Source organism: Neobacillus sp. NRS-1170, assembly GCF_050468025.1.
In genome coordinates, this window is sequence record NZ_JBITPF010000056.1 from 143,524 (window position 1) to 168,139 (window position 24,616).

General features: G+C 39.0%; 20 protein-coding genes and 1 riboswitch. Of the genes, 8 read left to right on the forward strand and 12 right to left on the reverse strand.

The genetic code is table 11. The features are described 5' to 3' along the window. Window positions 1-21: 21 nt before the first annotated feature. The 3 genes from ACIFOT_RS23175 to ACIFOT_RS23185 form a co-directional block, all read right to left on the reverse strand. Complete coding sequence (locus ACIFOT_RS23175) at window positions 22-1,212, reverse strand: glycine C-acetyltransferase (protein WP_430068439.1); 1,191 nt, start codon at window positions 1,210-1,212, stop codon at window positions 22-24. Window positions 1,213-1,490: 278 nt separating this feature from the next. Beyond that, window positions 1,491-3,038, reverse strand: coding sequence for an acyl-CoA carboxylase subunit beta (locus ACIFOT_RS23180; RefSeq protein ID WP_430068442.1), 1,548 nt, complete (start codon window positions 3,036-3,038; stop codon window positions 1,491-1,493). 12 nt (window positions 3,039-3,050) lie between these two features. Continuing rightward, complete coding sequence (locus ACIFOT_RS23185; RefSeq protein ID WP_430068444.1) at window positions 3,051-4,706, reverse strand: AMP-binding protein; 1,656 nt, start codon at window positions 4,704-4,706, stop codon at window positions 3,051-3,053. Between the two features lie 242 nt (window positions 4,707-4,948). Continuing rightward, a riboswitch (purine riboswitch) is annotated at window positions 4,949-5,050 on the forward strand. 119 nt (window positions 5,051-5,169) lie between these two features. Between ACIFOT_RS23185 and ACIFOT_RS23190 the strand changes: the two genes are divergently transcribed. Beyond that, on the forward strand, window positions 5,170-5,763 hold the full coding sequence (locus ACIFOT_RS23190; protein ID WP_430068446.1) for a xanthine phosphoribosyltransferase: 594 nt from the start codon (window positions 5,170-5,172) through the stop codon (window positions 5,761-5,763). After that, window positions 5,763-7,067: a nucleobase:cation symporter-2 family protein gene (locus ACIFOT_RS23195; protein WP_430068449.1), complete on the forward strand. Its 1,305-nt coding sequence runs from the start codon at window positions 5,763-5,765 to the stop codon at window positions 7,065-7,067. Before ACIFOT_RS23190 ends, ACIFOT_RS23195 begins: the two co-directional genes overlap by 1 nt. A gap of 14 nt (window positions 7,068-7,081) precedes the next feature. Here the strand turns inward: ACIFOT_RS23195 and ACIFOT_RS23200 are convergent, their stop codons facing one another. After that, entirely contained in the window at window positions 7,082-7,303 is a 222-nt protein-coding gene (locus tag ACIFOT_RS23200) for a spore germination protein (RefSeq protein WP_430068452.1), read from the reverse strand. 210 nt (window positions 7,304-7,513) lie between these two features. Between ACIFOT_RS23200 and ACIFOT_RS23205 the strand changes: the two genes are divergently transcribed. The 4 genes from ACIFOT_RS23205 (at window position 7,514) to ACIFOT_RS23220 (ending at window position 12,640) form a co-directional block, all read left to right on the forward strand. After that, window positions 7,514-9,067 carry an ABC-F family ATP-binding cassette domain-containing protein gene (locus ACIFOT_RS23205; RefSeq protein ID WP_430068454.1) on the forward strand — a complete coding sequence of 518 codons (1,554 nt, stop codon included), beginning with the start codon at window positions 7,514-7,516 and terminating at the stop codon, window positions 9,065-9,067. A gap of 268 nt (window positions 9,068-9,335) precedes the next feature. Continuing rightward, entirely contained in the window at window positions 9,336-10,235 is a 900-nt protein-coding gene (locus ACIFOT_RS23210) for a putative selenate ABC transporter substrate-binding protein (RefSeq protein WP_430068456.1), read from the forward strand. 13 nt (window positions 10,236-10,248) lie between these two features. Beyond that, a complete protein-coding gene (locus ACIFOT_RS23215; RefSeq protein ID WP_430068459.1) occupies window positions 10,249-11,001 on the forward strand; it encodes a phosphonate ABC transporter ATP-binding protein in 753 nt (250 codons plus the stop codon). A gap of 1 nt (window position 11,002) precedes the next feature. Then, complete coding sequence (locus ACIFOT_RS23220; protein ID WP_430068461.1) at window positions 11,003-12,640, forward strand: PhnE/PtxC family ABC transporter permease; 1,638 nt, start codon at window positions 11,003-11,005, stop codon at window positions 12,638-12,640. Between the two features lie 597 nt (window positions 12,641-13,237). Here ACIFOT_RS23220 and ACIFOT_RS23225 read toward each other — a convergent pair. The 8 genes from ACIFOT_RS23225 to ACIFOT_RS23260 all read right to left on the reverse strand — a co-directional run bounded on the left by ACIFOT_RS23225 (window position 13,238) and on the right by ACIFOT_RS23260 (window position 22,824). Next, complete coding sequence (locus tag ACIFOT_RS23225; protein ID WP_430068463.1) at window positions 13,238-13,642, reverse strand: hypothetical protein; 405 nt, start codon at window positions 13,640-13,642, stop codon at window positions 13,238-13,240. A 357-nt stretch (window positions 13,643-13,999) separates the two neighbouring features. After that, on the reverse strand, window positions 14,000-14,806 hold the full coding sequence (gene fdhD, locus ACIFOT_RS23230; protein ID WP_430068465.1) for a formate dehydrogenase accessory sulfurtransferase FdhD: 807 nt from the start codon (window positions 14,804-14,806) through the stop codon (window positions 14,000-14,002). Window positions 14,807-14,844: 38 nt separating this feature from the next. Further along, window positions 14,845-15,213 carry a DUF2294 domain-containing protein gene (locus ACIFOT_RS23235; RefSeq protein ID WP_430068468.1) on the reverse strand — a complete coding sequence of 123 codons (369 nt, stop codon included), beginning with the start codon at window positions 15,211-15,213 and terminating at the stop codon, window positions 14,845-14,847. Window positions 15,214-15,233: 20 nt separating this feature from the next. Beyond that, window positions 15,234-15,638 carry a phosphate-starvation-inducible protein PsiE gene (locus ACIFOT_RS23240; RefSeq protein ID WP_430068471.1) on the reverse strand — a complete coding sequence of 135 codons (405 nt, stop codon included), beginning with the start codon at window positions 15,636-15,638 and terminating at the stop codon, window positions 15,234-15,236. A gap of 52 nt (window positions 15,639-15,690) precedes the next feature. Continuing rightward, window positions 15,691-16,170, reverse strand: a complete 480-nt coding sequence (locus ACIFOT_RS23245; protein WP_430068473.1) for a DUF1641 domain-containing protein — start codon at window positions 16,168-16,170, stop codon at window positions 15,691-15,693. Further along, the gene (fdhF, locus tag ACIFOT_RS23250) at window positions 16,170-19,166 is read right to left on the reverse strand and encodes a formate dehydrogenase subunit alpha (protein ID WP_430068476.1); all 2,997 of its coding nucleotides are present in this window, start codon (window positions 19,164-19,166) and stop codon (window positions 16,170-16,172) included. The genes ACIFOT_RS23245 and fdhF overlap by 1 nt, the downstream gene beginning before the upstream one ends. Before the next feature lie 225 nt (window positions 19,167-19,391). Further along, entirely contained in the window at window positions 19,392-21,512 is a 2,121-nt protein-coding gene (locus ACIFOT_RS23255; RefSeq protein ID WP_430068478.1) for a Ger(x)C family spore germination protein, read from the reverse strand. 85 nt (window positions 21,513-21,597) lie between these two features. Beyond that, window positions 21,598-22,824: a spore germination protein gene (locus ACIFOT_RS23260; RefSeq protein WP_430068481.1), complete on the reverse strand. Its 1,227-nt coding sequence runs from the start codon at window positions 22,822-22,824 to the stop codon at window positions 21,598-21,600. 193 nt (window positions 22,825-23,017) lie between these two features. Here ACIFOT_RS23260 and ACIFOT_RS23265 point away from each other — a divergent pair, with 193 nt between their 5' ends. Further along, window positions 23,018-24,190, forward strand: a complete 1,173-nt coding sequence (locus ACIFOT_RS23265) for an MFS transporter (protein WP_430068483.1) — start codon at window positions 23,018-23,020, stop codon at window positions 24,188-24,190. 72 nt (window positions 24,191-24,262) lie between these two features. Then, the gene (locus ACIFOT_RS23270) at window positions 24,263-24,586 is read left to right on the forward strand and encodes a hypothetical protein (RefSeq protein WP_430068486.1); all 324 of its coding nucleotides are present in this window, start codon (window positions 24,263-24,265) and stop codon (window positions 24,584-24,586) included. Window positions 24,587-24,616 lie beyond the last annotated feature (30 nt).

Genomic DNA, 24,616 nt, shown 5'->3' on the forward strand with positions numbered 1-24,616 from the left:
TCCACCTCAATCAATTTAGTCTTAAATAATACCCATTTCTTTGCCGACTTTTTCATATATGGAAATAGCCTTTTCCAGCATTTCTTTTGTATGTGCCGCAGTTGGCATATTGCGGACCCGTCCTGTACCTTGAGGTACCGTCGGGAAAACAATCGCTTTTGCATAAACGCCTTCTTCATTTAACCGCTTGCTAAATTGTTGGGTAAGTGATTCTTCTCCAATGATACACGGTGTAATTGGTGTTTCGCTGTTGCCGATATTAAAACCTAATTCCTTTAAGCCTTTTTTCAGATAGTTGCCGTTTTCCCAAAGCTTTTGATTTAGCTCAGTGCTTTCCATTAAGATTTCAATTGACTTTTTACTTGCAGCTACATCTGCCGGAGTTAATGAGGTTGAAAATAGGAAAGGACGACTGCGAACCTTTAACCAGTCAATCAGGTTTTTCTTCCCGGCAACATAACCGCCGACAACCCCAATTGCTTTTGAAAGTGTTCCAATTTGGAAATCAATCTTGTCAGACAAGCCAAAATGCTTGACTGTCCCTGCTCCTTCCCCAAGAACACCAGAACCATGGGCATCATCGACATATGTAATTAAATCAAATTCTTCTGCAATTTTTACGATTTCAGGTAATAAGGCCACATCGCCATCCATGGAAAATACGCCATCGGTAATAACCATGATTTTATTGTATTGGCCAGATTCTTTTGCTTCCATCGCTTTTGCTCGTAAATCTTCCATGTCAGAGTGGTTGAAGCGGATTATTTTTGCTTTTGAAAGTCTGCAGCCGTCAATGATGGAGGCATGGTTCAATTCATCTGATAAAATCGCATCATTTTTATCCATTACGGCTGAAATGGCGGCCATATTACAATTAAATCCGGATTGGTACGCAATCGCTGCTTCTGTATGTTTAAATTCAGCCAGCTTTTCCTCTAATTCAACATGAAGCTTAAGCGTTCCATTAATGGTCCGAACGGCTCCTGCACCGACACCATACTGCTCAATCGCTAGAGCGGCAGCTTTTTTTAAACGCTCGTCTGTTGCCAGACCTAAATAATTATTAGAAGAAAGATTAACAAGTTCTTTACCGTTAATGGTAATCATCGGTCCGTTTGGACTTTCTAATGGGTCTATTACATTGTAAAGGCCTTTGCCTTTTAAATCTTCAAGGTTTTCGTTTAAAAATTTCTCCAAAATGTTACTGGACATTTTCAATACCCCCTAATATTATCTGAGCATCCCTTTGTCGTTTAAAAAAATACATTTGTCCACTCCAAAAAGACACTGATATCTTCGTAAAAGCCTTTGTTAAAGGATTCCTGTAATATACTTTATCACACTTTTTATAAAATGTTCATACGTAGAGGACAAAAAAATAAAAATAATTTTATGATTTTAGATTGCCCAATTGACGGTTAGGATATTTTGAACAGTCCGTTGCAAAGAAAAAGAACCAATCCATTTGGAAAGGTTCTTGCTTTTATCATTTAGATTCCGGTCGGCCATGTTGCTAAGAGTCTTTCGCTTTTTTCTCTTTTTGATGTTAATAAATATTCAAGCGATTGACAGAGGAATTTTCTTGTTTCATTTGGCTGAATGACATCATCGATTAAATGTTTGGCTGCCGCTTTATACGGGGAACTATCAAAGGACCAAAGCTCTAAAAGTTTTTTACGTTGTTCGCTTGGATTTTCTGAACGTGCCAACTCTCTACCGAATACAACGTTTACTCCAACCTCTGGTCCGGTAAAATTAATTTCTGCTGTTGGCCAAGCTACGACCAAATCCCCGCCCATGCCAGGCCCGCACATATTACCATAAGCCGCACCAATACTTTTACGAATAACCACGGATATTTTCGGTACGGATGATAAGGCCAGCGCTTGATTCCAAACCATAATTTTCGTGGGCATCTTTGCTTTTTCCGCTTCGCTGCTGATCCGGAAACCCGGTGTATCATGGAGAAAAATGAGCGGAATATGATAGGAATCGCACAGACAAATAAATTCAGTAGCCTTTTGACATTCCTGGGGTCCGGGAGCACCGGCATAATGACTTGGCTGGTTTGCAATGATTCCGACAACATGACCGTTCAAATGGGCAAAAGCAGTAATCAATCCTTTTCCAAACTTCCTCTGATACTCAAAGGTAATACCATCATCTACAATTAAATCAATGATTTTCTTCATATAATAAACGCGGTTGCTTTGCTGTGGTAAGATGGTCAAAACTTCATCGACTAAACGATAAGGATCATCGGTAGTTGCCTTCATTCGGGGCCTTTCTCCTGCATTTTGCGGCATATATGAAAAATAGGTTTTTAATTGCTCTATGCACTCTTCTTCAGTGGCCCCATCCTCATCAATTTGTCCTGTATAACGATGATGCACATCGACACCGCCCAATTCTTCCGGTGACAATTTTTGGCCGTTAGCAAGCTCAAGCATTCGCGGCCCCGCTATCGCCATGCAAGTTCCGTGAAGCTGGGTAACAAAATCGGAAGACACCGCAGCCCATGTCGGCCCCCCAAAGCTGTCGCCTAAAATAGCCGTCATCGTAGGGACTTGACGATGAAGCGTTAACATTTCTCTCGGGAATAATTTATCACTAATTCCATCCGAGCCCATTCCATCTGGCATCCTGAGGCCGCCGCCTTCATGAAGTGAAAAAATCGGCAGCCCATTTTTTACGGCAAATTCATGAAGGCTTTTCGATTTCCTAATGTGGACATTCCCTTCTGTGCCAGCAAAAACGGTCTTATCTCCCGCTTGGATAACGGCAGGTCTCCCATTCACTTTCCCTACACCGGCAATTAGTCCGTCACCATAGCTTTTATGTTCCGTACCTTTTACATCCGAAGTATTTAACATACCAAACTCCATGAAAGTGCCGTGGTCAGCTAACATTTCAATTCTCTCTCTTGCCGTTCGCAATCCCTTGCCATGCTGAGCCGCTTTTTTTTCATGGCCTCCGCCTAAAAGGGCCGCTTCTTTTTTTGCCTGAAGTTCACCAGTTAATTGCTGTAAATAGTCCATGAGTTCCCTCTCCTAATTCTCTTTTAACAATTTTCTAAGTACTTTCCCAGACGGTGTAGCTGGAAGCTGGTCAATTATGTCAACATAGCGAGGATATTTATAGGCGGCCATATTCATTTTCGCCCACATGATAATATCGTCAGGCATTACTTTTTCTTTTTCCGTGTTCTTCAACACTACAAAGGCTTTAACCACTTCCCCTTTTACTGGGTCAGGAACACCGATCACTGCGGATTGACGAATGGCGGGATGTAAGTTGAGAAGAGCTTCTACATCTTCCGGAAAAATACTATATCCAGAGCATTTGATCATTTCTTTTACTCGGCCCTGAAAAAATAAATAGCCATCTTCATCAAGGGAGCCAATGTCTCCGGTATGAACCCATCCATTCCTTAATGTTTCGGCAGTGGCATCGGGGCGGTTTAAATAACCTTTAAACACACCCGGATTTTTTACGATTATTTCCCCTTGTATACCGGGAGGCTGCTCTTCACCTGTTTCAAGATTGATTATGCGAATTTCCGTATCATAAACCGGAATGCCGCAGGATCCAAATTTAATTTTTTCCTTAGGCATAAAAGTATCACAGGTGTGGGTCTCACTTAATCCGTAAGCGGCTTCATATAGAACACAGCCATTAGTGACCTCTTTCCAGTGTTCAGCGAGTTCTTTCGTTACTTGAACACCAAAGCTTGTTGCTAAATTCGTTTTTAAGCTTGATAAATCTCTCTTTTCAATTCCAGGAATTTGTAAGATGGCCCAGTTCATCGGTGCAATACTGTACCAATAACTGACTTTATATTTTTCAATGGCTTCAACGGTTGCGGATGGATCGAATTTTATAAACAAGACGCAGGGTCTTCCTGAATAAACCGGCGTATTTAACCCCATGACCATCCCAGCAATATGGCATAAAGGCGCACTAGCCATAAGAATTTCATCCTGGCTTATTCCATTTGCCTGCGCTGAGGCTGCCGTTTTAAATAAGGCATTCCCGTAGGTGAGCATCGCTCCTTTTGGACGGCCGGTAGTACCTGAGGTAAATACCATTAAGCCTGCATCACTCCACAAATCCACATTTTCTTTCACTTCAAAAGGTATGTCAGTTTGAAGAATGTCAACAAAATGCTCTGTTTCAGAAAAAGATTGCTTTGGAAAAATGAACTCATCAGGGAACTTCCATTCTGTCTGATCTGGGAGGAAATCATCATAGTTGGTCGTAACAACAAAATTCAGAGGACGTACTTTCTCGATTGCTTTTTGGATAAGGGGAACTCCTTCGGAACCGGCAATGATTCCTTCTATTGGAGCTTCTTCTAAGTAGTAAACCAACTCATTTTCTTTAAACATCGGGTTTAACGGGATGACGATGCCGCCCAATTTTTGAATGGCAAAATGAGCGATGATATATTGCGGACAGTTTTGCAAATAAAGGGCAACACAGGATCCCTTCTTTACCCCTTTATGGTGCAAATAATATGAGAACTTGTTTACATAACCTAAAAGCTCTCCCCAGGTAATCTTTGTGCCGTAAAAAATATAAGCCAGTTCCTCAGGCCTTTGTTTTCCGTGTTGTTCTAAGTAGTCCACTAGCGGCCTTTCTCCCTGCAAATATTCCAGTTGGGCAGGAAGCTGGTCTGGCCAAAAAGGCCGGATTTTTTCTACCATTTTCATTCCTCCTAACAATTTAACTGACTAGTTAGTATTTCCTGGTGAATTAATTTTGAATTTTCTGACTACATAAATTAATAGTACATGAAAGTGAATGGTTATTCAATGCTTGTCTTTACTTGTGGTTCCTTTCCATGGAAACTCTTCCAAAAACCGAACGAAAGTTATTAATTAACTTTAATTATTCGTTTTTTTGTAAAAAATGATTGATTTACCTATTCAGCATGCTATAATGTGAATAAATTCATAAAAGTTTCACTCATATAATCGCGGGGATATGGCCCGCAAGTTTCTACCGGATTGCCGTTAACAATCTGACTATGAGTGGGTAATGAGAAAGACGTGTTTTGCGGACTTCTTTCTTTATCCTTTCGGTTATAAGCCCAAAGGTCATTGCCCCACTCAAATGTTGATGTGGGTAATGGCTTTTGGGCTTTTTATTTTTCTTAGGGGGTACATCATGGAATTATTAAAAGACAGAATTAAAAAGGATGGAAAGGTTCTTTCAGAGCATGTGTTAAAGGTAGATTCCTTTTTAAATCATCAGATTGATCCAGAATTAATGTTAGCAGTAGGTAAAGAATTTACTGAAAGATTTGCTGATGAGAGAATCACGAAAATCGTTACGATTGAATCCTCTGGCATTGCACCTTCAGTGATGGCTGGTTTATATATGAAGGTCCCTGTTATTTTTGCTCGAAAAAGAAAATCGTTAACCCTAAACGATGATTTATTGACAGCCACTGTCCATTCTTTTACTAAAAAGGAAACAAATGAAATCTCACTTTCAAAAAAATATTTATCAAACGAGGATCGAGTACTTATTATTGACGACTTTCTCGCCAATGGTCAGGCTGCACTTGGTTTAGTAGAAATTGTGGAGCAGGCAGGTGCAAAGATTGCCGGGATTGGCATCGTCATTGAAAAGTCCTTTCAAGAAGGGGCTCAACTTTTAAAAGAGGCTGGCTTAAGGGTCGAATCCTTAGCAAGAGTTGCCTCTCTTTCAAACGGTGAGGTTAGCTTTGTAAACGAAAATGTAGAGGAGTTAGTCTAATGAAACAACATCCATTCAAAATTGTTTCTTTAGGAATTCAACATGTACTAGCAATGTATGCAGGAGCGGTTATTGTCCCGCTTATCATAGGCGGCGCCCTTAAATTTAATGGTGAACAACTAACCTACTTGGTTTCGATTGATATTTTAATGTGCGGGATTGCAACCATTTTACAAGTTTGGCAGAATCGCTTTTTTGGCATCGGCCTGCCCATCGTCCTTGGTTGTACGTTTACGGCTGTAGGTCCAATTATCGCAATTGGTAGCCAATATGGTATTTCAGCAATTTATGGCTCCATCCTTCTATCAGGCCTTTTTGTGATTCTTATTTCTGGCTTCTTCGGAAAATTAATTAAATTTTTCCCTCCAGTTGTTACTGGATCTGTGGTTACTATTATCGGGATTACTTTAATTCCGGTTGCGATGAATAACATAGCCGGCGGTCAAGGCAGCCCTGATTTTGGTTCCCTTTCGAATATTAGTTTAGCTTTCGGAACTTTACTGTTTATTATCTTGCTTTATCGATTTGCTAAAGGATTTATCCGTTCCATTTCAATTTTAATGGGCTTAGTTGCCGGTACTATTGCAGCGGCCATTATGGGAAAAGTAAATTTTACAGCTGTGGGCGATGCTTCATGGTTCCATATGGTAAAACCATTTTACTTTGGCACCCCTACTTTTGAAGTGACACCGATTATTACAATGACATTAGTTGCCATTGTAAGTTTGGTAGAATCGACTGGTGTTTATTTTGCCCTTAGTGACATTACGGGTAAAAAATTATCGGAAAAAGATTTAACCAAGGGTTACCGTGCTGAGGGTCTTGCAAGTATTATAGGTGCATTGTTTAATGCCTTTCCTTATACAACCTACTCACAGAACGTCGGCCTTGTCCAGCTTTCTGGAGTCAAAGGAAAAAATGTCATCTATACGATGGGCGGTATTCTTATTTTTCTAGGATTTGTACCGAAAATTGCGGCATTGACTACAGTTATTCCTACCCCTGTTTTAGGAGGCGCAATGGTGGCTATGTTCGGAATGGTTATCGCCTATGGAATTAAAATGTTAAGTAAAGTTGAATTCGCTTCCCAAGAAAATCTGTTGATTATCGCATGTTCTGTTGGCATGGGACTTGGTGTAACCGCTGTTCCTACCCTTTTTGACCATTTGCCAGAGAGCGTCAAAATTCTGACCAACAATGGGATTGTTGCTGGCAGCTTGACAGCCATTTTCTTAAACATTGTGTTTAATGTCTCAAAGCGCAGCAAAGAACAAACAAATGTTCATGAGTTAAAAGCGTCCTAATATTAAAGACGGAGCTAATCCAGGCTCCGTCTTACTATTTCTATTAAATCTGTTAGATTATTTTGGATGGATGCACTTTGCGCCGAATTTCTCGTAATGCTCCCTCCACTGTTTTGACTTCCTGAACCTGAGTACGTTTTTGTAACCGATATGGGAGAAATAAAAACCGCCCCGCCAAAATTTATTATGCCGCCAGAAACAGTCCCAATTGAAATTCTTTCTTTGTTAAAATCCAAGCCTTCCCCTTCTTCCCATCCTTTTAAATAGGATATGTACAAGCTCGGGGGCTTGATTAAACTCCTTCATTAGGAAAAATAATTTTTCATTAAAAGCAAATCCCAATTTATTTACAGTATTTTTCACACCAAAAAACCTAGTCGAATCCATGAAATTCTAGTATTATGTAATAATGTAATAATTCTTGAACAAAGCGAGGATTACAAAAAATGAGCTTATTAAACGTCGAAAATTTACAACATACATTCGGGGACCGTACATTATTTAAAGACGTTTCCTTTCGATTACTAGCAGAAGACCATGTTGGACTTGTCGGTGCAAACGGAGTCGGTAAGTCTACCTTAATGAATATTATTACAAACCAATTGATCCATGATAGCGGCCGTGTTGAATGGACACCTGGAGTTCATTATGGCTATTTGGATCAGCATACCGTACTAACACCAGGAAAAACGATGCGTGATGTCTTGCGTGACGCCTTCCTTCCTCTTTTTGAAAAAGAAAAAGAATTAAATGAAGTAACGGCAAAAATGGGTGAAGCATCTCCTGAAGAGCTTGAAGTATTATTAGAACAAATGGGTGAAATCCAGGATGCCCTTGACGCAGGCGGTTTTTACTCCTTAGATATCAAAATTGAAGAAGCGGCACGTGGTTTGGGACTTGATGCTATCGGTTTGGACCGAGATGTTGCAGCACTTAGCGGCGGTCAGCGTACAAAGGTTCTGCTAGCCAAGCTTCTTTTGGAACAACCAAAAGTATTGTTGCTTGACGAGCCGACCAACTATTTAGATGTTGAGCATATTCGCTGGCTGCAAACCTATTTAAAGGATTACCCATATGCGTTTCTTTTGATTTCCCATGATACGGAATTTATGAATCATGTTTCGAATGTTATTTTTCAATTGGAATTTTCAAAGCTTACCCGTTACACAGCAAGCTACGAGAAATTCCTTGAATTAGCTGAAATCAACAAAAACCAACATATCAACGCATACGAAAAACAACAGGAATTTATCAAAAAGCAAGAAGACTTTATTTCAAGAAACAAGGCGCGCTATTCGACAACTGGCCGTGCAAAAAGCCGTCAAAAGCAATTAGACCGGATGGAGCGGATTGACCGACCTGAAACAGCAATGAAGGCAACGTTTGAATTCAAGGAGTCACGCAGCAGCAGCCGTTATGTTTTTGAAGCAAAGGATTTAGAAATTGGTTATTCTCACGCACTTTTACCGAAAATGAGTATGACTTTAGAGCGTGGCGAAAAAGTCGCCATTATCGGCTGTAATGGTGTTGGTAAATCAACCCTTCTAAAAACGATGCTTGGTAAAATCGATCCATTAAATGGTTCCGTGGAACGTGGGGATTTCCTTTACCCTTCTTATTTTGAACAGGAAGTTAAAGCAGGCAGCATCACACCTATTGAAGATGTATGGAATGCCTTCCCTTCTATGGATCAGCATCAGGTTCGTGCAGCCCTTGCCCGCTGTGGGTTAAAAAATGAGCATATTTCCCGCCCATTGAGCCAGCTAAGCGGTGGTGAACAAGCAAAGGTACGCCTGTGCAAGCTCATGATGAATGAAAGTAACTGGATTTTATTCGATGAGCCAACCAACCATCTTGATATCGACGCAAAAGCTGAATTAAAACGGGCATTAAAAGCCTATAAAGGTACCGTTGTTCTAGTTTGCCACGAACCAGACTTTTATGAAGATTGGATTACAAAAGTTTGGAATGTTGAAGAATGGTCACAATTAACAGTCTAAGAAATTCAATCAATCCCCTGCCTTTTAGCAGGGGTTTTTCTTATGAACATATTTTACTATCTATTTTTTCGATGAGTATTGATAGGATAAATAGATATATTGAATTTATTCCCTTTTAACCTTTATTTATAATGAAAAAGGCTAAGCATTTCTATTATAAATAAAGGCTCTGTTAAACTTCGTTGTTGATTTGCGCTCCAGGCGCTTCGCTCCAATCAACAGTGCCATATAACAACGCCTAAATAAAAGTAAAAGAGGTTCTTATTTTATGAAAAAATGGCTTTCTGTTATGATTCTTTTTATCCTTGTTTTTACACTGGCTGCTTGCGGACAAAAGGATGAAAAATCAAGTGAAGGAAAAAAAGAAACAAAGACTGATGAAGTGTTTAAGATTGGTGCGATACCTGACCAAAATGCAGCAGACCTTGATAAAGGAATGACAGCGGTCGCCAAATATTTAAGCGAAAAGACGGGCATGAAGGTTGAATTCGTTCCATCTGTCGATTACGCTGCCCTTGTTACAGCCTTTCAACGCGGTGAAATCCATATGGCATGGTTTGGCGGATTAACAAGTGTACAGGCAAGAAATCTTGTTCCTGAGGCAGAATCCATTGTTCAACGGCCACGCGATGCTGAATTCCATTCTGTTTTTATCACACAGGCTTCAGAAAATATTACAAAACTTGAAGATTTAAAAGGAAAGTCTTTTACCTTTGGCAGTGAAAGCTCTACTTCTGGACATTTGATGCCCCGTTATTTCTTAACGGAAGCTGGAATTGATCCAAATAAGGATTTTGATGGCAAGCCTAATTTCTCAGGTTCACATGATACAACCTATAAATTAGTGGAATCAGGCGCATTTAAAGCAGGTGCCCTTAACGAAGCGGTATGGCAGGCTGCCGTTAAAGAAGGAAAAGTAGATACGAATAAAGTGAAGGTATTCTACACAACCCCTGCTTATTACGACTATAACTGGACTATTAATAGCAATGTTGAAGAAGTTTTCGGAAAAGGCACAAAGAAAAAAGTGAAAGACGCCCTTCTCTCCATCACTGGTAATCAAAAAGAGATTGCCGACTTATTCCAAACCGACAGCTTCATTGAAACAAATAATGATAATTACAAAAAGATTGAAAAAGTGGCGAAAGAATTAAAGATCATTAAGTAGTAGGTGTCATAAAATGTCTTCAAAAAAAATAATTGAAGCAAATTCCATAAGCAAACATTATGAGCGGAAGATAGCATTATCTTCCCTTTCTTTTTCGATTCATCAAGGGGAAACGGTGGCATTGATTGGACCGAGCGGGGCTGGAAAAACGACACTGCTTAATACGATTGCTGGATTGATTCCAATTGAGACCGGCGGACTGCTTATTGATGGCCATCCCCTTACTTCTTATAAAAAACGAAAGGCTTTTGCGAAGAAAGTCGGGGTAATCCGCCAGCAATTTGATTTAATCGGGCCGCTTGCGGTGATTCATAATGTGCTGGCAGGGAAATTAGCAGATTGGAGTTTGATCAAATCGGTATTTTCCCTGCTCCTTCCTCAAGAAAAAGCAGCGGCCTTTAAAGCTCTTGAGAAAGTCGGTCTATCTAACAAGGCATACGAAATCACCTCAACCCTATCAGGCGGTGAGCAACAGCGCGTTGCGATGGCCCGCTTAATGATACAAAATCCAGAAATCATTTTAGCGGATGAACCAGTTGCTTCGCTTGACCCTGCGCGAGCAGACGACATTTTAACGATGTTGACGAATATCGTCAATGAAAAAAACCAAACAATTATAGCCAGTTTGCATTCGGTTGACTATGCCCGAAAGTATTTTACAAGAATACTTGCCCTTAAAGATGGCGAACTTTTCTTTGATTTACCGACTGAAAAAGTAACGGATGAGATGTTAGCTGAGCTTTATCAAATTAAGGAGAGCAGCTAAGATGAAAAATCTGGTTTCCTCCCTACGTTTGCATAATCGTTTCTTTTTAACATTATTATTGGCCGCTATTTTCATCTGGAGCCTTTTCTCCATTAATTGGAATGCTGATTTATTTCATGCTGGTGGTATTCCAACCATGCTGCAGATTGTTGAAGGTCTGTTTTTTCCTGATTTTTCTACTGATGTTTTAATGAAGGGCTTAGAGGCTGCCTGGATTACACTGGCTTACGCCGTGGCCGGTATGTCACTAGCCATCATTTATGCGTTTATCGTTGGTATTCTTGCTTCCGGAACGTTAACTTCGAGCAGGGTTGCCCGTCTTACATCTAAGATATTTTTTAGGGGTGTTTTAGGATTTACCCGTTCCATCCATGAGCTCATTTGGGCCTGGCTATTTGTCGCTGCGGTCGGGTTGTCTCCTTATGCGGCCATTTTTGCACTTGCCATTCCTTATGGCGGGATACTTGGACGGATTTTTGCTGATATGTTAAATGATGTCCCTGTCGAGCCAATTAAGGCTTTAAAATCGACTGGCGCTTCTAGGCTTCAAACACTTGTTTATGGGTATCTTCCCCTCGTTTGGGCTGACCTTATCAGCTACACAATTTACCGGTTCGAGTGTTCGATCCGTTCCTCTGCGATTATGAGTTTTGTAGGTCTTGGAGGGCTGGGTTATCAAATTCAGCTATCGCTTGCTGATTTGAAATATGATCAAGTTTGGACTTATGTATTTTTTCTAATTGGGATTGTTTTATTAGTCGATGTTTGGAGTAATTCGGTGCGAAAAGCGTTAACGGAACGAAAGCGCCGGAGAGGATTCAGCCCTGGCTGGGGTTCTTCTCTTTTCGCAATTGTACTCATTATCGGTTCTTGGGTATTTATTACTAGCGGCGATAAGGCAAATTTATTGGAATTGCTATCAGATAAAAATATTGAATATGCGAAAAAGTTTTTTGGCGGCCTTATTGGGGTGAACGAAAAACACCCTGCATTTTTAGACGCAAGTGGGTGGTCATCTGCTTTAAAACTGACGATGGAAACGCTCGAGATGAGTATTATGGCAATTGGTTTTGCAACGATTGCTGCCTTTATAACGGTAATTCCGGCAGCTAGAAATATGGCCAATGGAAGCTTGTCGTCAGAACAAAAATGGTATAACTGGCCCCTCTTCGGAATCGTTCGGATTATTTATATTTTTTCACGAGCGGTTCCCGAGCTAGTTTGGGCGATGATGATAATCTTTATTTTTAAACCAGGGCTTTTGCCTGGTGCGATTGCACTTGCGCTTCACAATTTTGGTATTCTTGGGAAGCTGTGGGCTGAGGTTATTGAGGATATGGATCCCAGACCCATTCGTAATTTAGCATCTGCTGGTGCGTCTAAAATTCAAATACTGTTTTACGGTATCCTGCCGACCGTGTTACCAAGATTTCTTACGTATATTCTTTATCGATGGGAAGTCATCATGAGGACAACGATTGTTGTAGGTTTTGTCGGTGCTGGTGGTTTAGGAATGGAATTTAAATTGGCTATGAGCTTTTTTCAATATACCGAGATTACCTTATTATTGTTATGCTATATGATTCTCGTAATTATCGCTGATTTTGCTTCGGAGAGTACGAGAAAAGCCGTACGATAATGTGATAATAAAAATACACTGGGTTAAAGATAACATGTTTGTTTAATACCGCATATTTTTAATAGATCTTTTAATAAGGTCTATTTTTTTGTAGCTTAACAGGTGTTATTGGCGGAAAAGCGCCTGTGCAACGATTTTTGAAGGTTCACAGGCACTCTGGAACGCTGACAGTGCCCAAGCGGCTGAATTATGGAGAGTCATTGGCACTCTGAGCGGTTAACAGTGCCCGAACCCTTTCATTTTGAAGGTTCACAGGCACTCTGGAACGTTGACAGTGCCCAAGCGGCTAATTTTGAAGATTCATGGGCACTCTGAGCGGTTGATAGGGCCCGAGCCCCTTCATTTTAAAGGTTCATGGGCACTCTGAATCTTTGACTTCCTGGCTAATTCCTAAATAAGCCCCACATTTCTTACAGCTATCATAAAGTTACAAAGGAATAACAATTTCCTATCAATCTGCTAGCAATATGATGTCTTTTTGCTAAACCCTTATTAGCTCGGCTTTTTGCTCTCGTCTTTAGGTTGCTGTTGTGGCTTCCTCACTAATTTTCCGCCATCAAAATGTCTGCCATAAATAGTGACAATCTCCGCTGCTTCTCATAGGTTGGGATACGGCCATTTGCCTTCCAGGTCAAAAAGTAGGATTGTACTTTTCCACTGTAAAACACCCAGCTGGAAGAATTTTCGGGCAAAATTATGCATGCCGCTAGTGCGACAGGAATTCATATCCTTGCCAACCTTCCAAACCGTCATCGTTTGACCAATGCCGCCATCGAGCTGCCCCTTAAGCTCGGCATAAAGTAAATTTTCGTTTTTACTCATTGCTTTCATAATCATTTGATTTAAAAATCCATTAATGATTAATCGAGGAATGTTATATTGTTCTCCCCTTGTGACCGATACAACAGCATTTGGAGGAATTTCCACGTTCCGATCCCCTAGGATAAACGCTTCGCCATACTTATTATTCGAGTCAATTTGTTTTTCCCACTTCTTATTCATCTCATTATCCCCATATAAGTGCATATTTGCATAGTAATCATACCTAAATTTTCAAAAATTATGAAAATAATTCATGCGACTTTATCCCCATTAATCTAATAAATTTTCCAATTTCAACGCTCTACTGGAATGGGGCTTTATCTTGCCCAAAAAACAGCAGAAAAATTGGGACATAAACTATCCTAATATTCCACTTTACATGTGGGCACTGAAACTGTTGTGTATTTTCCGGATCGGACAGACTCTTTCTATAGACTATAAAAACCAAGCTCATAGGCTTGGCGATAGATTACAATTTATTTAATAATCCCCCCTCGAATGGGCTGGTAAGCAATGAAATTTATTAGAAAAAAGTAACTATAATACAAGACTACTAATTTTTATTCTTTCTGGACATGTATATATATTCATAGATTGATTGCGGATAAATCCTACCGTCGTGATCCCTAGTTCTTCTGCCAGTTGTAGTGCCAATTCCGTTGGAGCTGATTTTGAGAGAACCACCTCACATCCTATTTTTGATACTTTTAATAAGATTTCTGAAGAAATACGTCCGCTAAAAACAATAATTTTTTCTCCAATCGGGATGTTACTTCTTAAGCAATATCCGTATATTTTATCCAAAGCATTATGCCGCCCTATATCCATTCGGCTTAAAATTAAACCATCTCCATCGCAAAGCGCTGCGTTATGAACTCCTCCTGTATCTTGAAAAGTTGTGGCAGAGTTTTGCAAATCTTTCATTAAACGAAAGCATTGATCTGTAGAAAGAGTCACTCGAATTTCATTCATTTTTTTAGCATTTAATGCATCGTTTACAAAGACAAAGCCTTGTCTGCTCATTCCACAGCATGAGGTTATATAGCGTTTGTTTTGGAAATTTTGATAATATGGATTTAGATTATCTGTTTCAACATGTACAAAACCTTCTTTTTCTCGAACCCATATCTCTTTTACATCTTCATAACATCTTATTATCCCTTCAGATGCTAAATAACCTATTACCATATCTTCAATATACTCCGGTGTACAGACCATTGTCACAAGTTCTTGTCCATTTATTTTTACTGTAACCGGAAACTCTGTCACAATAATATCTTCAGCTGGTTCAGTATGCCCATTTGTACATCTTAGAATTTCTCGTTTTTCCACTATTGGTTTCATTAAAGGTTTCCTTCTTTTTATTAATGAGAATACTGGAGTCAATTTTTTATATCATTGACCAGAATAGGTTTGTCAAACACATAAATTGTCATTGCAATATCCGTATCTATATTGATATCTGTAAAAACACTAACAAGTTTCGCCTGAACTAATTCCTCTAGCTTTTCCACTTTTGATGGGTCTTCATAAATTTTTTTCACTAATGTCGTTCTTGCTTTATGAACCATCTGATGTCCTTCTTTTGATTCAATCATAAACTTTTCTATATTTGTCAGATTCCCTTTCATCTCACTAATCGCCCAAGGACCTACAAACCGCGTTGTAATTTCTCTCGGTCCATTCCCAACACATTCTTTACGTATTTCCCGAACTAGCATATTGAATTGATGTTCGATGTTTTTTGTCATTCAGTTCTCCTCTCCTTCGATTAAACTTTTAACCACTTGTTTGGTAAAAAATAACTGATCATGAGGACAAAAACCACGAAAGATAACCATAAATTCTGTATTGGATTTCCATTGTTAACAATGATAAAACGGATGGTTGCTGTAATTCCAATATAAAGAAGATACCTTATTGGAAAATGGTAATTTTCCTTAAAATATTTTACAATCATCGAAATAAATCCAAAATACAAGAAAAATACTAAAACCTTACCAAGAATATCATGTACATTATTATTTCCAATAAGTGCGTCGTTAACTATTTTGTATAGTTCTCTAAAAAGAAGAAAAATAAGGACAAAGCAAAGAATGCTTAACGATGAATTTAACATTGTTTGATAAAAATGTATTAGCCTTTTTCCTTTATTCCATCTATTTAATTCAGCCATTGGCCATTGTTCCCCTCCATCGTTGTCATACCTTTTTCTTCTAAATATAGGTTTATTCCTTCAAACCTTCCCCTAAGCCCTTCAAAAAGTTAATACCAAATCCCATTGCACGGTTAACATCAGGATCCTTCATTAATTTTAATAGATCAAAAAGACCTACTTTTTTATTTAATCGAAGTCCCTCCTCTGCTTTTTGAAAACCATTCGATACACTTTCCATTATTTTTTTCGTTAATTCAGGATTTAGTTCCGTCAACATTCCAGCTGCAGCCATCCCATTATTAATTGCATTTGTAACAGGAGGACGTAACATTTGCCCAACCGCAATTTTAGCAATTTTTTCCTTTGCTTCAACAAAGCTATTTACTGCTCCAAGAATTCCACTCTCGTGGAGCTCTTGAAGCAGTTTCAGCGTTTCTTGGATGCCTTCAGCATTTTGTGTTACATCGTGTATTACTTTTTCAAGAACTTGGTTCTGCATTTCCTTTTCGTTCAAAATAGTCTCAGCAATTTGAGATATCGGTTTCGCCATTACTTATTCCCCCCTGGTATTTCATTTAAGTCTGCAATTGACTCATAATCTTTACGTGCCCATTTTCGTTCCACCTGTACACCAAGTTGTGGATTCCGCTTTGCATAGCGAGGATTGTACAACGGAAGTGGTCTATTTCCCGTTACATTTATTAATTCCATTTTTACTTTTGTCTGTTTATAAGCAGGTGTTTGTGTTCGAACATCACCGACACTTCCAGTTAATAGGTTGATAGCATTTTCATGACTGACAGAATGCATAGGGACATAAAGTTCTTTTCCATTGACCCGATCTGTTACGATCGTACGAAGCTTAATCGCACCATAAGGTGACACAAGGCGTACAAGCGAGCCATCTTTTACACCGCGTTCTCTGGAGAGTTCCGGTGAAACTTCTACGAATACCTCAGGTAACTTATACTGAATCCCTTTAGATTTATTCGTCATATTTCCTTCATGGAAATGTTCTAAAAGTCGTCCGTTATTCAAAGTAAGGTCGAATTCATGTGAAAACTCAATAGGCGCAACATATTCTTCAAGGGAAAAACGAGCTTTTCCATCGGGAAAGTTAAATCGTTGCGTATAAAGAAGCGGCTCATCACTACCATCTTTTTGTACTGGCCATATTAAACTGTTCCATCCCTCAAGTCGTTCATACGATACCCCCTCAAAAATCGGAGACAAGCTTGCAATCTCATTCATAATTTCGCTCGGATGTTCGTAGTTCCAATTAACCCCCATATATTTCGCAATCTGTTGAATAATCCACCAATCCGGTTTAGATTCACCTAATGGATCAAGTGCACGATACAGCCGTTGAATGCGTCGCTCTGTATTCGTAAACGTACCGTCTTTCTCAAGTGACGGAGCAGCCGGCAGGACAACATCTGCAAATTGTGCTGTTTTCGTTAGAAACACATCCTGTACAACAAAGAATTCTAGCTTACTAAGTGTATCATGCACATGGTTTGAGTTTGAATCGACCCATGCCATATCTTCTCCCATTAGATACATGCCTTTTAATTCGCCTTTCTCCACTGCTTCTAACATTTCAATGTTTGTTAATCCGGGCTTATTGGAAATTTTGACTCCATAGGCCTGTTCAAACTTTGCTCGTGCTTTATAGTCTGATAGACGCTGATTCCCTGGTAGCCACTGTGGAAGGGTCCCCATGTCACAGGATCCTTGTACATTGTTATGGCCGCGTAGAGGATATGCCCCTGCACTAGGTCTGCCAAAGTTTCCTGTTACTAGGAGAAGATTAGCGATAGCCGCTGATGTATGAGATCCTGCAACATTTTGAGTGACACCCATTCCCCATAAAATACAGGTTCCATCTGCTTCGTGAATCATTCTGGCCGTGTCGATAAGATGTTCTTTTGAAAGACCAGTTACTTCCTCTGCATATTCAAGTGTGTATTTTTCAAGAAGCTTAAGATACTCACTGTATTGATTTACACGTTTTTCAATGAATTTTTCAGCATGCCAGCCTTGATCGATAATATATTTGGCAATAGCTGTTATCCAAACATAATCAGTTCCCTGTTTTGGATGTAAAAACAGATCGGAGCGCTCAGCCATTTCATGTTTTCGAAGGTCGGAAACAATCAATTTTTGGCCGTATAATTTCTTTGCACGCTTTACCCGCGTCGCTAGTACTGGGTGACCTTCAGTTGGGTTCGCACCAATAATGATGACAAGACCTGCGCTAGCAATATCTTTAATGGTACCCGAGTCACCTCCGTATCCAACTGTGGCAAGCAGCCCATCTGTGGCAGGAGACTGACAGTATCGTGAACAATTGTCAATGTTGTTTGATTCAAATACTTGACGTGCTAATTTTTGCATAAGATAGGAGTCTTCGTTTGTTGTTTTGGAAGAACTCACAAACCCTAATGCACGCCCTCCATAGGTTTGTTTAATCGTACCCATTTTTTCTGCAATCAAATTTAAGGCCTCATCCCAAGTTGCAGGGACAAACTCATCCCCTTTTCGAATTAAAGGGGTAGTAAGACGTTGCTCGCTATTCACAAAATCCCATCCAAACTTTCCTTTAACACAGGTAGAAACGCTGTTTACAGGTCCGTTTTCAGTTGGTTCGATTTTTAAGATTTCACGTCCCTTTGTCCATACTTCAAATGAACATCCTACTCCACAGAACGTACAAACAGTTTTGGTTTTCTTCGTACGAGTCTCCCTCATCGCAGCTTCTACTTCTGATAAGGCAAAAATCGTCTTATAGTCCGGTTCGACCTCTTTTATAAGATCAACCATAGGGTTTAACAAATCATTTGGAATGGCAGTCATAAGCCCGGCTTCGCCCAGCATCGATTTTTCCATTAGTGCATTACATGGACAAACTGTGGCACACTGTCCGCAAGATACACAGGAAGATTCATTGATAGATTTACCATTATCCCACAGGACGCGTGGAATTTTTCGTTCCCAATCAATCGTTAGAGTTTCATTAACCTGCAGGTCTTGGCAAACCTCTACACAACGCCCGCAAAGAATACATTGATTAGGATCGTACCGGTAAAAAGGATGTGAAATATCTACTTCATATCCTTTTTCTCGGTATGGACGAGTCTGATGTTCAATTTCTAAAAATTCCGCTGTATTATGAACACGGCAATTCCCGTTATTATTGTCGCAAACTGTACAATAAAGTAAGTGATTCTCCAAAATACGGTCCATTGCTTCTGTTTGTGCAGTTTTGGCCCGCTCTGAGGAAGTCATAATATTCATTCCTTCCTGCATTTGTGTAGAACAGGCCCGCATAATTTTCCCATCTATCTCACACATACACGTATCACATGTTTGTATTGGACCTAAAACCTCTGAATAACAAATATGCGGATGCTCTATTCCTTGTTGCAAAAGATAATCCAGAATACGAATTCCCTTTTCAACCTCACGGACCTCACCATTAATCTTCACTTTTACTATTTCCGACAATGTAACCTCTCCCCTTGTAAAAAATAAAAAGCCCGCCATAAAATAGTGTGTGTATGACTTTACACAAACTATTTTATGGCGGGCTAATATCTAAGCAGTAAACCTACTAGTTATCCATCTCACCAATAAAAATATAAAAAAGACATAGAAGCAAGCAATTTAGCATTACTTACCATCCATGAACTTTAACACTGTTATTATAATGCTTTTAATCTATAAACTCAATAACAAATTTCCTAGAACAATTCATTTAGATTCGTATCATTACTCCATTCTAGCATGAACCTGAAAATTCACTTTCAGTTTGGGATAATATTCATTCCTCCAGTTTTTTAATTCATTGTAAGAAATCAAATGGTGAAATTCTTGCCCAAATCCAAAAATATCTGTATGGGTTCCTTGTGTTTTCTTAAGTATTTGGTAAAAACGCTTTTCAGCAAGCTTTTCGAGTTCATTTTGAATTCTTTTATTTGTAATTCCCTCATTTCTTTCTAAAATATGTATTTTTAAATTCAGTTCACTTGACACCATCGGTTTATAGTTTTTCATTGAGGCTTTATTTTTGATTGAGCTGTTTGTGACCATTATACTGGCAAAATCCAATTTCCGTATTTTCCCTTTTTCATTTTTGTTTTGAAACACATTTATTAATTGGCTATCATCCGGGCTGATTCTATCCATTAATTTTCCTTGCTTCAAAATATCGGCTCCCTCAAAAATTAAGACTGTATCTTTTCCGGAACGAACAACCGGAACAGCGATATCTTTTGTATATAAAAATGGACTTCGATAGACTTCCCAAATAGGGGTACTAAAGACTTCAGGTGCCCAGCCAGCGCCTTTATTAAAGTAATCATGTATAGAGGAAGCATGAACACCTAATTTATCGTTTATGTTTGATAACACATTTTCGACATTATCATCTGTAATTGCTACTATCGCTCTTGAGGGAATGTCTTCAGAACCCATAAAGAACTTTATAAGCTTCTTGAATTCTTCTTGGTTTTGTGCCAATTTGTTTTGAATGACAATTAATCGTATTTGTGAGTAATCAATAGCATCCTCCGAGTTAGTACGTAATTCTCCAAGAACACTTGGAACGGTTTCGCCTTTCCCTGTTACGATTCTCGATATTTGGCTTTCATTTTTCAATATGGGGATTTGCAATGTTACTTTGAACTCTTTGCCATTTTCCTTTGAAATGCCCATGACTAAAGGAAGGGAGCGCTTATTGATATCTTTTATATCCCAGCACCCGCCAAGAAAGATGATGGACAGGATTACGATCCATTGTTTATATCGTTTCTTATTTTTATACCCCAACACGCCTCTTTTCGAAAAGAACCCATAGATCAAAATGGTAAGTGGAATAAGAATCATAGAATACGTTTGAGCACCTATACTCCAAAGAAAGCATTTTTCAATTAAAGCTTTGTTTGGAACAAATAACGCCAAAATGAATGCGATAACAGCAAAAGCAATAATCCAATAAGAGGATTTCATTATCCGGTAGTTAATCATTTTCCGCATGATTCGTCCAACCATCCAAAGCAAAATGGCATTAGCCAATATAACTAATCCAACTAAAGATATACCGAAAAACATGGTTTGGCGGTTAAACGAGAACCAGCTAATATCCACAGTATCCATTGCTTCCACGAAAGGGTGGGGCAACGTAACGACCGTTTCTTGTCCAAATATGAAAAGCGGTATATACACAACCGATAGAAAAAATAGTGTTACACTAACACATGCGACAAGAAGATGGCGGAATGTTCCTGTTTTGTTAGAAGGAATAAATCCCAAAAATAAAAACGATGAAAATCCCAAAAGATAGACAAATTTACTATTTAACATAAACTTATGAGGTAAATGCCAACCTGGTACAACGTTATGTAAATCAAAATTGATAACAGAAGAAAAAATGTTAGTTAGTACTAAGGGAAAAACAAACATGAAAATTAAAATCGAGGAACGTAAAATTGTGCCTAATCCTTTAATAGCTGTATATACTGAAATGAAAAAAAACAGGATCATTATTGACCAATAGGGAGTTCGAGGCAAAAATATCGAAATAATGACTTCCGTGTGCAACCGAATATTGAATGCAACTAAAGCAACCAGGTTGATGACATATGGTGTAAGAAAAATAATGGCTGCCCATCTTCCCATATTCAATAAAATAGCAATGACATCATTGTTGGGAAAATAATCTAACCCTTTCATATAAATCCATATTAATATTAATTGCAGTAATCCTTGACACAAAACCATTTCCCAATGACCTGTTTTCGCTACCGCATAAAGGAGGTTAGGATAGACCAAATAGCCAAAGCTTAGATGAATATTAAAGAAAATGATTCCAATTTGTAGCTGCTTCGTCACTTTGTGTCTCCTTTTTGTTCAATATGAAACGTTATATAAGGAATATCATTGGATGTTAAACTTGCCAAATATATGACGGTGAAAATTAAAACCATAATACACCTAATATTCCGAAAAGTGATGCCAAAATTAAAATGGGGTATTTTAGCAAATGAATGTACAAGGAATTTTGCATTCCAATCACCGCCGAACTTGCAATGACCACAGCAGTAATTACAATAACTAACAAATTACTAACCAATTTTGCTTCAACCATCGCCTGTCCTAGTATGATTCCTCCTACCATCGTAATTGCAGGGCCGACGCTCTTAGGGAGCCTAACAATTGCTTCTAGTATTAAATCCACTAAAACAACCATTGCAATGGTTTCAAGGAAGGCAGATAAAGGAATGCCTTCCCTGCTTTTTAGGACAAACAGAGCTAGATCTGTTTTAAATACTTCAGGGTTAACTGAAACTAAGGCTACATATAATGCGGGAAGTATCAGCGTGGCCACAACTCCTATTACTCGAAAGATTCGAATCATAATGGAAAGTACAAAAGGAAAATTGCGGTCGTTTGCACTACCTAACATATCCCAAAGGAGATGGGGAAAAACAAGCGCGAAAGGACAATTATCTAAAAAAAACACGATTCTGTTCTTTTTTAAGGAATGTATCACTTGAATCGGGAGTTCAGTGGCGAAAAGATGACTGACAGGACTCAGCCTTCTTTGTCCAAATTGCTTATTAAGATCATCAATGGTTTCAATATCTGTTTTAATTTGATTTACCTGTTGGTTAACTTTTTCAATAAGGGAATTAGGGGCTCTACCTTTAATATAGAGCATGGACAGCTTTCGCTTTTCCAACTCTCCGACTTGGTAGGAACAATGGCACAAACGTTCAGTGTTCAGCCTTTTTCGAATCAGACCCACATTAATATTTATATCCTCTCCAAAGGCATCCATAGAGGATTGAATAGGACTTTCATTTTTAGGCTCTTCAATGCCTCTCCTCAAATTTTGGACGATAGGGTCTACAACGGCATTCTGTTCGCCATCTTGTGATAAGACCACTAAATTGCCTGCTAATACGGCTTTAATTATTTGTTCTGTATCAACGTTAATCTGGGAACTAAGATTTAGGAAGAGTGCTTTTACTGAGGCTGACCTTGATGCCATTTGTTGAACATATAATTTAGACTTAGTTAAATCAACCAGCGTATTAAATCCAATAAGATAGATTACTGTTTTATATACTAGCTCTTCAGCGATGAAAAAATCGGCGTGCTTCGAAAACTTTGATTCCATCTCTTTTACTATATTCCTCATTAATTTGCCCCTTACCAAATAGAAATCAAATGAATTATTTGCAATAGGGAGCATTTTTATACAATAAATCCGGTATATCTTAAAACTTAAGGGCGGGGATACAAAGAAAATAATTACCCAAAAGCTTGTATTCATCCAGCGATTTCCATTATCCTATTTAATAGAACAACAAGTTTTAGGAGTGAAATTACATTTGCAAACAAAAGCAGCTTTGCCAATATTATTTGTAGTGATGTTTTTGGTAATGGTAGGGTTCGGAATCATCATTCCTGTTTTACCCTTTTATGCCGAAGAAATTGGGGCAAGTCCAACAGAACTTGGGCTGTTAATGGCGGTATATTCGTTCATGCAGCTCATCTTTGCACCAATGTGGGGACGTTTATCCGATCGGATTGGCCGAAAGCCGGTTATGATGATTGGGATTACTGGACTTGCGCTATCCTTTTATATTCAAGCAATCTCAACAGAGCTTTGGATGTTATTTGCCGCGCGGATCATTGGCGGCACCCTTTCATCAGCGAATATGCCAACCGCAATGGCGTACGTTGCTGATATTACAACTGAAGAAAACCGTGGGAAAGGTATGGGTATCGTAGGAGCAGCTGTAGGTTTAGGATTTGTATTTGGTCCGGCAATTGGCGGTATTTTTTCAAAAATTAGTTTGAGTATGCCGTTTTATCTTGCCAGCGGATCTTCTTTGATTACCTTGATCCTTGTATTTCTTTTATTAAAAGAATCAAAACTCAATAAAAATGACTCTATTAAAAAAAGGGGCTCCATTTGGGGGGCATTTAATCGAGATGTCGGTGTATTGTTTTTTGTGCAATTATTAATTTCCTTATCCCTCTCTGGCCTTGAAGCAACTTTTGCCTATTTTGCGGCAAAAAAAGCGGGCTTAAATTCTACAGAGCTCGGTTATATTTTTATGATCATGGGGTTTGTGGGAGCGATGGTCCAGGGCGGCTTAGTCGGAAGGATGACGAAAAAATACGGTGAACCTCCTGTAATTCAAGTCGGAATCATTGTTTCAGCTCTTGGGTTTGGTCTGATATTACTGGTTAATAGCTTTACTACTGCTGCTATCTTTTTATCTATTTTTGGGATCGGAAATGGTGTAATACGTCCGAGCGTCTCTTCCCTGCTTACAAAAACTTCAACAGCAGGACATGGCAGTGCGACAGGACTGCTTTCTTCCTTTGATTCATTAGGAAGGATCATTGGCCCGCCTTTAGGGGGGTGGCTGTTTTCATTAGCGATAGGCCTCCCTTATATTTCAGGTGTGATAATATCTATGGCAGCTCTCGTTCTCTTTTTTCTTTTCCGACCTCAGGTAAGTACCGTAAAGTCGACAAACATGCAAAATTAATCGATAGGCATATGTGGATAGGACATGCATAAAATGGTTGCAAGAATATATTTGATAAAAGGAGTTTGGCGCATGAAAAATAAAACCGTCACTAGTGTATTTTTCCTTTTAGTCATTTTAGGTTTTGCAGCCTATTTAGATTCACCCTATTCATTTATAAACAAAAATTACGCCTATTCCGACGACCAGCCTGTTATGGCCCAGCCAGTTGAGGTTGAAAAACCCGAGAATGTTCCTGATTTGGTAGATAAACTGGAAAAAACGGAAAAGGAAGATGGGTATATAATCGAAACCTACGAGGAATACGAGGTCTATAAAGATCAGGACGGAAAAGTAATCAAAAGTGAACCAACAGGAAAAACAGAAACACTAAAATACTGGGATTATAAAGATTAAAGACCGCTCTATTGGACTTAACCCCGTCAA